We start from the raw sequence: 10,796 nt of genomic DNA on the forward strand, positions 1-10,796 counted from the left end.
GACCTGCCCGACGCACCAGCGCGGGCAGGTCGGCCCCACGGGCTGCACCGATCTTGTGCCGGTTCACAGCGCGATCACGATCTTGCCGTGGACGTGCCTCTCGGCCTGCGTCGTCACGGCTTCGCGGATCCGCTCGACCGGGAAGGTCGCCGCGATCGGAACGGTGATCTCGCCGGAACGGATCGCGTCGGTGATCCGCTCCAGGGCGCCCGGGCCCGCATCGAGGGCGCCCGCCCTGCGCACGCCGGGCGGCGGGGCGGGGCCGTCGGCGACGACGGTGATCCGCTCGGGTGCCACGCCGAGCTCGAGCGCGGTCTCGGCCGCCTCCCTTGCGAACAGGTCGGTCGCGGCGGTGATTCCCTCGGGCGCCAGGGCCCGTACCCGGTCCGCCAGGCCGGGGCCGTACGCCAAGGGTTCGGCGCCGAGCCCGCGCAGGAATCCGAACGTGCCCTCGGAGGCGGTGCCGAGCACCCGGGCACCCGCAAGCTTCGCCAACTGCACGGCGAAGATTCCCACGCCACCCGCCGCCCCGCCGATCAGGACGGTGTCCCCGGTGCGGAGCCCGATCGCGGCGAGCGCGGCGCAGGCCGTCAGTCCGGACACCGGAAGCGTGGCGGCCACCTCGTCGCCGACGCCCTCCGGGGTGAGCCACAGCTGTGCCGTGGGTGTCTTGACCAGCACGAATTCGGCGACGGACCGGCCGATCGCAGCCCCGTACACCCGGTCGCCGGTCGCGAATCCCGTGGCTTCGGCGCCCACTTCGTCCACCACTCCGGCGAAGTCGCTGCCGAACCCGGCCGGCAGGGTGATGCCGAAGCGCGCCGCCATGTCGGGCTGTGTGGTGATCTGCCAGTCCATCGGATTCAGTCCGGCGGCCGTGACCCGGACGCGGACCTCGCCCGGTGCCGCGTGCGGCTCGGGTATCTCCTGCACTTCGAGTACTTCGGGACCGCCGAATCGCCGGTAGCGCACAGCTTTGCTCATCGGTGACCTCTCCTGGCCAGTGATGGGACTTGGTCTCATCGACCGTACACCAGTGATGGGACGAAGTCCCGTACACTGCTCCCATGGCCCGCTGGCAACCCGACGCACCAGGACGACTCGCCGCCGCCGCCCTCGACCTCTTCGAGGAGCACGGCTACGAGAACACGACCGTGATCGAGATCGCGGAGCGCGCGGGGCTCACCAAGAGCACGTTCTTCCGGTACTTCCCGGACAAGCGCGAGGTGCTCTTCGGCAGCACGGTGACCGGTCTGCTCGTCGAAGGGATCGCCTCGGCGCCGCCGGCGGCCGGGCCGCTCGACGCGGTGGCGGAGGCCCTCGATGCGCTCGGCCGGACGTTCTTCACCGCCGACCGCCGCGAGTTCAGCGGCCGGCGCCAGGCCGTGCTGAACGCCAACACGGAACTGCGTGAACGCGAAGCCCTGAAAAGGATCGACCTCACCGCCTCGATGATCGAGGCCCTCAACCGCCGCGGAGTCCCGAACCTGACCGCGCGCGTGGCCGCGAACCTGGGCGCGCTCGCCTGGGAGATCGCCTACGACCAGTGGATCGACACCAGCAACAGCGAGGGCTTCGGCCCGCTGGCACGGCAGGCGCTCGCCGAAGTACGCGCGGCCGGAGCCGTGCGCTAGTTTCGCACCCCGCAGCTCCACCTGATCCGAAGTCACCGCACGGCGATCATCGAGGGCAGGACGACCCACACGGCGAGTGCCGCCGCGGCACCGGGGAGACCCCGCATGGCCGACTGCTTCCCGTACCGGATCACCACCCGCAGAGGGGACCTGACGCTGATCTGGCGGCCCGGAGAGGGCGATGCCCCCGATGAGCTCGCCGTCGACGACCTCGGAAGACTCGTCCACCTTGGCCCGTCAGGCCTTCGAATGCCGCCTGCCGGCCTGTGGCACACGGCCACCGGCTGATCTTCGTTTGTCGACACAACTCACGATGATCAACGGTGGCCGTCTTCATCTGAGGGCCGGCCTTACCCGGCACGATCAAGGCCGGCTTCAGCGCGCGCGTCGGGACTTCCACGGGAAGGCGTCTGCGGTCCGCCTGGCCAACGAGCCGGTCTGCCAGGATTCCGTGATGTCGGTCCAGTTGTGGAACGGCTGACGGACTGACTCAGACAGTCACCTCGGCCGACCGCGCCCGAATTTGCTGGAGGGTCTCGTCGGCGCTTCTCTGCCCGGCCCAGCCCTCGGTGAGGGCGGCGCCGGCGGTGCGGCATTCGCCGTGGAACGTGGCGTATCCGCCGCCGCCCGGCAGCATGAAGTGCGCCTTGAACGCGCTTCGCTCCAAGTTGGTGGTCCCGTGGAACTGAGCGCCCATGAAGTCCGCACGCGCGAACCGGCAGTCACTGAGGTCGAAGTCGATCAGAGTGGCGGCGGAAAGGCTGAGATCGACTCCGTCCCAGAACCGTTCGCGCGGCGGGGAATCCGGCGCCGCCCCGGGGTCGTGAGGGCGGAGGTGGTCGGTGAGGATCTGCTGCGCGGTCCGCCGCAGCCTCAGTTCGGCCACCTGCTCCGCGGTGAGCGCGGCTTCATCGCCGGCCTCGAACGCCAGCGGCGCCCTCAGGAATCCGCAGACCGCGTCGACGATTCCGGCCCGCTGGTCGGCGCGGGCCTGGCCGAGCGCGTCGAGCACGTGCAGTCCGGACAGCCGCACCGCCGGGTCGGCGTCGGCGAGCTGGTGGGCGTAGGGCGCCACGGACTCGTCCGTCACCAGCCGGCCCGGCCCGTTGTCCTCGGGACGCAGCACCCAGCCGAAGGGCCATTGCTGAGGGCTGAACGACTCTTCCGCGTCGTCGACTTCCGAAGCGTCGTCTTGGTCGGCGACAGTGTCCGCGGTCGCGCCGGTGAGGTCCACACTCGGCTGGTCGAGATGGACCTGATCGCCGAACCAGGCGTCGCCGAACTCCGCATCCGCCCCGAACCGTGCCTTCCAGAACCAGGCCGGACCGTGGAATCGCGCGCCGTGAAAGGACACCCGATCCCGGAAGCAGGTGCCGTCGCTGCCCTCGTACCAGGTCTGGTAGTCCTCTTGAAGCACGGCGCTCGGCCAGCCGGGATCGGCCTCGTTCGGCTCGCGCCAGGGGATCTGCACGCCGAACGGATCCGGCTTGCCAGAGGGCAGATCGCCGTCCTCGTCGAACTCTTCGAATCGGGGGTCGTCCTCCTGGACGGACTCCTCACCACGGCCGAACCAGGCCAGATGGTCGAACCGGGCGCCGGCGAAGCCGGCCGGGGAGTGGAACCGCGCCAGCCCGAAGTGGGCGTCTGCGCCGAACCTGACGTCGGCGAACGACGCCTCGCCTTCGAACACGGCCCGCGCGAAGATCGCGTCGTCGCGGAAGTGAGCGCCGTCGAAGACGCAGCGGCCGCGGAAGTGGGCGTCCGCGAAGACCGTCGGACCGAAGGAGCAGCCGCTGAAGTCGACGTCCGGCAGTACGGCGCCCTCCAGAGCGAAGGCGAGGTGGTCTCCGCCCCGCGCCAGCGCGACAAGAAGCGCGACAGCACTGTCGGCAGCTTCCACAACCGCGCCGCGCAGGTAACGGCACACGGCGTCGGCGGCAGGCTGGCGTAGCGCGGGATGTGCCCGGGCGAGTACCTCAAGCTCCTGCAAGCCGGCGTGGTGCGCGTCGGCGCCCGGTCCCGCCAAGCAGTCGGCTATCCGCTGGAACTCCCCGGAGGCGTCCGGGTCCGTCGGTGATCCCATGCCGCCAGACCCTAGCGCAGCACCGCGTTGATCCTTCGGGGGTTCACGTGGCTTCGAGCGGGGAGCCGTCGTAGGTCCAGCGGTGGGGCTTGGCGCCGAATTCGCCGGCGCGGACGGCGGTGACGAAGGCCTGCCAGGCGGGGGTGGGGAAGAGGAGGACCGGGCCGTCGGGGTCTTTGGAGTCGCGCACGGGCTGCACGTGGGTGAAGCCGTCGGCGACTTCGATGCACTGACCGCCGCCAGCGCTGTAGGTGCTCTTTCGCCAGGTGGTGTCCATCGCGGTGCCTCCTGTGGGCGGAGTAGGAAGTCGATGGTTATGACTTCCCACTCTGGTGTCAGGTAGGCCTAGTCGGAGCCGAGTTCGCCTGCGCGGACGGCGCTGACGAAGGACTGCCAGACGGCGGAGGAAAAGAGAAGGACCGGGCCGTCGGGGTCTTTGGAGTCGCGCACGGGCTGCACATCGGTGAAGCCATCGGCGACCTCGACGCACGCGCCGCCGGATCCAGTGCTGTACGAACTCTTTCGCCAGGAAGCGTCGGTCAAGCTGACATCCACTCCAGGTTCCTCCTTGTCGCGCGGATGAAGGCCAGTGTTTCAGCCTGGCCAAGGGCCTCGACCGCAAGCCGATCGTAGCTCCTGGTCAAGGCCGCAACCGACTTGATATCCCGGTCGAGGTAGCCGCGCTGCTCGATCTCGCCATAAGCGATCACTTTTCGGTTCGGCATGGTCAGGAGATGCGTCATCAGCGAGAGCGGCCGGTTTTCGCCCAGGGAGAACGGGGCCACCTGGATGACTACGTCGGGGCGAGTGGCCAGCTGCTCGAGGTGAAGCAACTGTTCGACCATGACGTCACGTCCGCCGACGAACCGCCTGAGGCAGCTCTCGTCCAGCACCACGTGTACGAGTGGAGGAGGAGTCCGTTCCAGGACCTGCTGTCGGGAAAGCCTGAACTCGATGCGTTCCTGGGCCAGTTGCGGGGACACATTGCCTTGCCTGGCATAACCCATCAGAAGCGCGGTTGCGTACGCCCGGGTCTGCAGGAGCCCGGTGACGAAATCGTTCTCGAAGATCCTGATCTGCTCCGCGAGGGCCTCGTAGCCGGCGTACTCCGGGAAGCCCTCCAGGATCGCGGCGTTCTTCAGCTGATACCACATCAGCACGAGGGTGCCGCCAGTGTCGAGCTCTTTGTCGGCGAGCTCGGCGAGCTTGCGGGTCGGAGGCCGGTGCGCAAGTTCGACGTAGGAGAGGTGCGACGGCGAGCACTCGAGGAGCGGAGCCAGCTGCCACTGGAGGAGGCCTTTGGCCTCTCGTGAGTTGCGGAGTTGGATTCCGAAGGGCGCCCAGGGGCTGGACTCCGGGTCGATCTTCTTCTTGTTCATGGCAGTCCTCAACTTCCGGCGCCCCAGGTGCAAGTAGGCAGGTCACTTCCAACGCTAGACGACACCGGGCCATCATGTGCACAGAACGTGAAACGCTGATTGCGGAAGGTTATTCCCATGGCCGATGCCCAAGTTCCCCGCCACCACGGCTACGGCGTGCGCTGGGACGCCGGGGCCCGCCTCTACCGGGTCCGCAACGAGGTCACCCGGGAGTGGTTGCGCCAACCGGACGGTGAGCTCAGCGGGTTCAGGTCCTTCTCCGACGCCTGGGGCACGTGGCGCGTCTTCGAGGTCCACAAGCGGCCGGGGGAGTGAGCGCCGGACGCATGACGGCTGAACTCCTCGTCCGCCTCCTGTGGTTGGCGGGCTTCTCCCTCGTACTCCTCGCCGCCCTCAGAAGGTGAACCGCCCGATGCGCGACCCCCGTCTGCTCGCCAAGCCGCCGGTGTGCCGGCTCGGCTGCCTCGTCCTCGTGCGCAACCCGCGTGGTGACGTCCTGCTCGTCGATCCGGACTACATGGACGGGCTGATCCTGCCCGGCGGCGCCGCGAAGCCGAACGAGCCCCCGCACCTCGCCGCTGCCCGCAACCTGCGCGCCGAGACCGGCCTCAACCTCCGTCTCGCCGCCGTCCTCGCGGTCGACTTCACCCCCGCCGACCGTTACCTGGAGCGCCTCAACCTGGTCTTCGACGGCGGCACGGTGCGCGATGACACCCACCTGACCGTCCCGCCCCGGCACCGCAGCGGACTGTTCGGCGCCCGCTTCGTCCCCGTCCGCCAACTCCACGACGTCATGGCGCCCTCCCAAGCCGCCCGTGCCACCGAGGCGTTGGCGGGCCGGGCGCTGCCCGTCCTCCTCCACGGACAGCGCGCGACCTGAGGACCGCCGCCCTGGTTCACCGCGCGCCGGCGGCCTCCAGGATCGCGGACAGCCGCGACAGGCATTCGCCGGCGAAGCCGGGATAGGTGTCCCAGTAGTACGACAGCCCGCCGACTGCGACGCCGACCGCCCACGCCCGGGCCCGTAGCCACGTCACGTCGTCGAGGCCGAGGGCGTCCCAGTACGCCTGGCGGGCCGGGGACGGAAGGTCCCACACCGTGGCGTGCTCGGCGTCGGGAAAGCCGACCGACAGGCATCCGAAGTCGATGACCGCGTGCAGCCTGCCCTGCCGGACGAGCAGGTTGGAGGGTTTCAGGTCGCCGTGCAGCCACACCTGGCGGCCGGACGCCCCGGGCAGGGCGAACGCGCTTCGCCACAGGTGCAGCAGGTGCTCGATGTCGAGGTCCAGGCCCGGGATTGTCCGGCACTTCTCGAAGCATGCGGTGATCGACTCGTCGCTGTCGCGCAGGTCGCCTCCGCGGTACCAGCTGAGCGCGCCGTGGCGGACGGCCCCCATGAGCGGGGCGCCGTGCAGGTCCTTGACGACCGCCGCCAGGTCGGCCCCGAAGGCGGGCCAGTCGGTGACCGACCCCGGGCCGGGCTCCTCGCCGTCGATCCAGCGGTACACCGACCAGGCGAGCGGGAACACGGCACTCGCCGTCCCGGCGTGCACCGGCTCCGGGACGCGGCACGGCAGGTGCGGCGCCAGCCGCGGCAGCCACGTCTGCTCCTTCCGCACGGACTCCGCGCTCTGCGCGGTGCGCGGCAGCCGCACGAGCAGGTCGTCGCCGAGCCGGTACATCGTGTTGTCCGTGCCCGCGCCGGCCGGCGAGACGGACAGGCCGGCCCAGTGCGGCCGCTGCTCCCGGAGCAGGGAGCGGACGACGGCCTGGTCGGCGAAGATCTCGTTCTCGTGAAGGGCCACGGTGCGAGCCTTCATGCCGGGCCCCGCCGCCGCCAGTGGTTTTCCCGAGACCGCTGCTGTTCGGGTCCCTTCGAAGACCACTGCGGCGGCTCGGCGGTGTGGTGGACGAACGATCCGACCGGCGAAGCGTGCTGCGGTCGGATCGTCGGCGTGCAGGGGTTTCGGCCGAACCATCTCCTGGACGCGCGTTCGGGTCAGCTCGGCCGGTCGTTGCCCCGGTACAGGTGGGCGCCGGCGACGATGACCTGCCGGTCGGGGTCGGGGAGGGCGTCGAGCTCGTCAGCGGCCCGGTAGCCGAGGACCACGCTGGTGCGAGTGGATCCGTCGCTGTTCGCGCCGACGGTGTGGAAGACGGTCCCGTCGAAGAGCAGGACGCCGCCGGCCGGGACCGGCACCGGGACGGCTTGGTCGGCGAGGCCGGAGAGTTCGGGGTGCTCGTCCATCCAGGTGCCGCCGCCGTCGGGCTGTGGGACGCCCACGTAGGGGGCACGGTGGGAGCCGGGGACGATCCAGGTGCAGCCGGTCTCCACGGTGGCGTCCTCGAAGTACACGACGGCGGTGAGCAGGCCGCGGGTGGGCTGGAGGATGTCTCGGTGCAGCCGGGGCTCCTGGGCGTCGGGTGCGTTGAGGGAGCCCTGGTCGTGCTGGTAGAGCCGGTACACCTTGGCCTGGCCGGTAGGCAGGTGGGCGGCGCAAGCCCGGACCAGCTCGGCCACCTCGCCGAGGAGGCCATCGGGCAGGCCGGCGTAGGGCAGGCGAAGGTATCCGAGGTCGCGGAAGTGGCGGGCCTGCTGCTCGGTCAGCGTGGACGGGGTGGTGGTGAGCATGGCGGTTGATCCCTTTTCAGGTGATGCGGCCGAACGTGGCCAGACGGTCGGGGGTGCCGAGGTCGGGGGCCGGGGTGTGGATGTCGTAGGCGCCGACCGGGTGGCCCTGGCTGATCGCCCAGGGCATGAACTGGCGGTACAGGTCGGCCTCGCCGGGGTGGGCCAGCCGTCGGGAGTACTCGTCGAACAGCGCCCGGAACGGGGTGGGGGTGAGGATGACCGCGCCGGTGCTGGTGGCCTGCCGCAGGCCCTGGCGGTTGTCGGAGGGCAGGGTGGCGTCGGTGCCTTCGAGGGCGTGGACGACGAAGGCGCCGTCGGGGTCGAGGAAGAGCCGGCCCGCGTTCTGCGCGCCCTGGCCGGGGGTGCTGGTGACGGTCCAAGTCACCGCAGCCGGACGGGATCGGTGGGCGGCGACGGCGGAGGGCAGCAGGGTGAACGGGAAGAGGGTGTCGGCGGGCAGTACCACTGCCACCGGGACGTCGGCCAGGTGGTGCAGGGCCGCGTAGGCGGCGCCGGCGGTGCCGAGCGGGTGGTCCTCGCGGTGGAAGGTCAGCTCTACCTGACGCGCCGAGCAGGTGAGCGCGTAGGTCTCGACGGCTTCGGCGCCGGTGGCCGGGTCGGTGCTGGTGAGCAGTGCGATGCGCCGGAACCCGATGGCCGTCAGCTGGGCGAGGGCGTGGCCGAGCATCGGGGTGCGGCCCGTCGGGGTGTCGATCGGCACCAGGACCTTCGGTGTGGCCTGCAGCTCGGGGTCGGCGGCGGCACGCAGCCGGCTCCCCCTGCCGCCGGCCAGCACCAGGGCGACGGTGCGGGCGGGTAGGGAGACAAGGGCGCTGGTGTAGTAGCGGGCGATGGTGCTGGTGGTGTCGGTTGTGTTCCGTTCGGTCACGGGGTCCTCCCGGGGTGGCGGGTGGGCGCTGGGATGCCGGCCCGCCCGTATGCCCCGGGTCAGAGGAGCCCGAGGCGGTCCAGGGCGAGGTAGGCGGCGGCGGTGTCGGTCATCTGGCCCCTGCGCAGCACGGTGGAGCGGAACTCGGGCAGGGGCAGGGTGACCACGTCGATGAACTCGGTGCGCTCCGGGGTCGGCTCGGCGACCTTGGCGCAGCCGGTGGCGTAGAAGGCGATGCGCAGGGCGGTTGAGTAGGCGTCGTGCCAGTACGGTCCGGCCGCGTGGACCTCGCCCTGGTAGCCGGTCTCCTCCAGCAGTTCGCGGGCGACGGCCTCGGCTGCCTCTTCTCCAGGTTCGATGAAGCCACCGGGTAGTTCGTACAGCACGCGGTCGGGGCCGGGCCGGTACTGGCGGGCGAGGATGACGTGCTGGTCGGGAGTGAGGGCGAGCACGGCGCCGGCTGGGCGCTCGCGTTTGAGGTAGAACTCCTCCTTCCGTCCGTCGGGCAGCTCGAAGTCGACGCGTTCCACGGACCGGCCGAACTTGCTGAACATGGTGGTTCGTTCGATCTCGCGCCATGACGCGCCGGGGTAGGTCATGGCTGGACTGTACGGCTCTGGCCTGACTCCGGGCGCTCGTTGTGCCGCCAGATCCTGGTAGCGGAGGGGGCATGTCCAGGAAACCACCTGATCGGGTGATGGCGGCAGGGCAGATCGGTAGGCAATCCATGTGGCGCTCGGTACGTTGAATCCCCTCCTTGAAGCGGGAGTTGGTGGTGTGTGCGATGGTGAACGCGCTGTTCAGGAGTGCGCGGCTTGCCCTGGTATTGACGCAGCGACAGGTCGCCGAGCAGGTGCGAACCCTGGTCGAGGCGGCGACCGAGCGGGAATCGTCGTTTGACGCCGGCTACGTCTCACGCATAGAACGTGGCCTCATCACGTGGCCGCACGAGCACTACCGGCAGGCCCTGTGCCTGGTCCTGAGGGCGGGGACGGCGGCCGAGCTGGGTCTGGTCGCCAAGCAGGTCCACCACGAACATCCCGATGAGGTGAGTGACTCGAACCGCCGAGACGTCCTCGCCGTCGCGCTGGCAGCCCTGTTGCCGCCCGCCCGGCCGCTCTCCCGCCTGCGCAAGGGCGATGTCACCGCGATCGCCGAGCGCACCAGCGCGTTGGAGCACTGGGACCGAGCCTGCGGCGGACAAGCCGTTCGCGACTTCGCGCTGCGCGAGCTGCACGCCGCCATCGACCTCACCACGGCGTCCACCACCCCCGCCGTGCGAGGCGCACTGCTCGGCGCGGTCACCCGCCTGGCCAACCTGACCGCCTGGTCCAGCTTCGATGCCGGCCGGTACGGCGAGGCCCGCCCGCTGTTCCAACTCGGCCTGGCCGCCGGCCGCGAGCACGGAGACACCGGATTGCTGTGCCACCTGGCCACCAACGCCGCCCGCCAGGAGATCCACCTTCGCCGCCCCGACCAGGCCCTACTGCTGGCGGGGCAGGCGGGCGGGCGTCTGCCCGCCGCGGCGCGGGCGATGCTCGCCGCCGTCACCGCCCAGGCCCACGCCCTGACCGGTGACGAGCGGCAGACGGCCCGGCACCTGCTGGCCGCCGAGCGCACCTACGAGCGCGTCAGGGACCTTGCGGCGGGACCTGTCTGGACGCAGACCATCACCGTGGCCAAGGTTGGCAGCGACACCGGCTTCGCCCTCTACCTGCTGTCCACCGCCACCGGCCGCCTACATCCCCGGGTCGTCGCCGACTTGCGCCGGGCCACCGAGGGCGACACCGTCCAGGCCCGGGTGCGGGCGATGGCCACCGCGCGGTTGGCCACCGTGCTCTACCGGCAGGGCGAGCGCACCGAAGCCGGCCATCACGCCGCCCAGGCCTCTGCGCTCGCTGCCGCCGTCGGCTCCGCCCGCCTGGCCTGCGCCCTCAACGACATGCGCAATGCGTCTTCGCTGGAGGCCAGTTGACGCCTCACCGATCCGGCGGCCCGTTCCCGGCGCGGTCCCTCCTCGGCGAGATGGCCGCAGAGCAGGCCGCCGTTTGTCGCCGGCGAAATGGCGACATGCGCAACAGCGAAAAAGGGGGTGCGCGCGGAGCCGGGCGCCCGCCCCGCGACGCGCGCGGGGGGGGCCCCGGTCAGGGGGGGGTGAGGCGGGGGGGGGGTCGGTGTT

At 70.7% G+C, this 10,796-nt stretch carries 13 protein-coding genes; 4 read left to right on the forward strand and 9 right to left on the reverse strand.

The window, feature by feature from the left end; all coding sequences use genetic code 11:
- Positions 1 to 63: 63 nt before the first annotated feature.
- On the reverse strand, positions 64 to 984 hold the full coding sequence (locus ACFWPT_RS36570; RefSeq protein ID WP_380487110.1) for an NADP-dependent oxidoreductase: 921 nt from the start codon (positions 982 to 984) through the stop codon (positions 64 to 66).
- Between the two features lie 83 nt (positions 985 to 1,067).
- Between ACFWPT_RS36570 and ACFWPT_RS36575 the strand changes: the two genes are divergently transcribed.
- A complete protein-coding gene (locus ACFWPT_RS36575) occupies positions 1,068 to 1,634 on the forward strand; it encodes a TetR/AcrR family transcriptional regulator (RefSeq protein WP_380375842.1) in 567 nt (188 codons plus the stop codon).
- Positions 1,635 to 2,124: 490 nt separating this feature from the next.
- Here the strand turns inward: ACFWPT_RS36575 and ACFWPT_RS36580 are convergent, their stop codons facing one another.
- The 4 genes from ACFWPT_RS36580 to ACFWPT_RS36595 all read right to left on the reverse strand — a co-directional run bounded on the left by ACFWPT_RS36580 (position 2,125) and on the right by ACFWPT_RS36595 (position 5,096).
- Positions 2,125 to 3,624, reverse strand: a complete 1,500-nt coding sequence (locus tag ACFWPT_RS36580; protein ID WP_380487112.1) for a pentapeptide repeat-containing protein — start codon at positions 3,622 to 3,624, stop codon at positions 2,125 to 2,127.
- 136 nt (positions 3,625 to 3,760) lie between these two features.
- Positions 3,761 to 3,994 carry a DUF397 domain-containing protein gene (locus ACFWPT_RS36585; protein WP_380487114.1) on the reverse strand — a complete coding sequence of 78 codons (234 nt, stop codon included), beginning with the start codon at positions 3,992 to 3,994 and terminating at the stop codon, positions 3,761 to 3,763.
- A gap of 68 nt (positions 3,995 to 4,062) precedes the next feature.
- Positions 4,063 to 4,272 (reverse strand): DUF397 domain-containing protein, encoded by a 210-nt coding sequence (locus tag ACFWPT_RS36590; protein ID WP_380375837.1) that lies wholly within the window; start codon positions 4,270 to 4,272, stop codon positions 4,063 to 4,065.
- Positions 4,257 to 5,096, reverse strand: coding sequence for a Scr1 family TA system antitoxin-like transcriptional regulator (locus tag ACFWPT_RS36595; RefSeq protein ID WP_380375835.1), 840 nt, complete (start codon positions 5,094 to 5,096; stop codon positions 4,257 to 4,259). Before ACFWPT_RS36595 ends, ACFWPT_RS36590 begins: the two co-directional genes overlap by 16 nt.
- A 117-nt stretch (positions 5,097 to 5,213) precedes the next feature.
- On the opposite strand from ACFWPT_RS36595, the gene ACFWPT_RS36600 reads away from it, so the two are divergent.
- Both ACFWPT_RS36600 and ACFWPT_RS36605 read left to right on the forward strand, forming a co-directional pair.
- Positions 5,214 to 5,411, forward strand: coding sequence for a hypothetical protein (locus tag ACFWPT_RS36600; protein ID WP_380487116.1), 198 nt, complete (start codon positions 5,214 to 5,216; stop codon positions 5,409 to 5,411).
- Between the two features lie 97 nt (positions 5,412 to 5,508).
- Positions 5,509 to 5,976: an NUDIX domain-containing protein gene (locus ACFWPT_RS36605; RefSeq protein ID WP_380487118.1), complete on the forward strand. Its 468-nt coding sequence runs from the start codon at positions 5,509 to 5,511 to the stop codon at positions 5,974 to 5,976.
- Positions 5,977 to 5,992: 16 nt separating this feature from the next.
- Here the strand turns inward: ACFWPT_RS36605 and ACFWPT_RS36610 are convergent, their stop codons facing one another.
- The 4 genes from ACFWPT_RS36610 to ACFWPT_RS36625 form a co-directional block, all read right to left on the reverse strand.
- Complete coding sequence (locus ACFWPT_RS36610) at positions 5,993 to 6,901, reverse strand: aminoglycoside phosphotransferase family protein (RefSeq protein ID WP_380487120.1); 909 nt, start codon at positions 6,899 to 6,901, stop codon at positions 5,993 to 5,995.
- Positions 6,902 to 7,095: 194 nt separating this feature from the next.
- Entirely contained in the window at positions 7,096 to 7,728 is a 633-nt protein-coding gene (locus tag ACFWPT_RS36615; protein WP_380487122.1) for a phytanoyl-CoA dioxygenase family protein, read from the reverse strand.
- A gap of 16 nt (positions 7,729 to 7,744) precedes the next feature.
- Positions 7,745 to 8,617 carry an NDP-sugar synthase gene (locus ACFWPT_RS36620; protein ID WP_380487124.1) on the reverse strand — a complete coding sequence of 291 codons (873 nt, stop codon included), beginning with the start codon at positions 8,615 to 8,617 and terminating at the stop codon, positions 7,745 to 7,747.
- A gap of 59 nt (positions 8,618 to 8,676) precedes the next feature.
- Positions 8,677 to 9,216, reverse strand: a complete 540-nt coding sequence (locus tag ACFWPT_RS36625) for an NUDIX hydrolase (protein ID WP_380375825.1) — start codon at positions 9,214 to 9,216, stop codon at positions 8,677 to 8,679.
- Between the two features lie 158 nt (positions 9,217 to 9,374).
- On the opposite strand from ACFWPT_RS36625, the gene ACFWPT_RS36630 reads away from it, so the two are divergent.
- Entirely contained in the window at positions 9,375 to 10,592 is a 1,218-nt protein-coding gene (locus tag ACFWPT_RS36630) for a hypothetical protein (RefSeq protein WP_380375824.1), read from the forward strand.
- Positions 10,593 to 10,796: the final 204 nt, after the last annotated feature.

The organism is Kitasatospora sp. NPDC058478, assembly GCF_042720345.1.
Taxonomy (GTDB): Bacteria; Actinomycetota; Actinomycetes; order Streptomycetales; family Streptomycetaceae; genus Kitasatospora.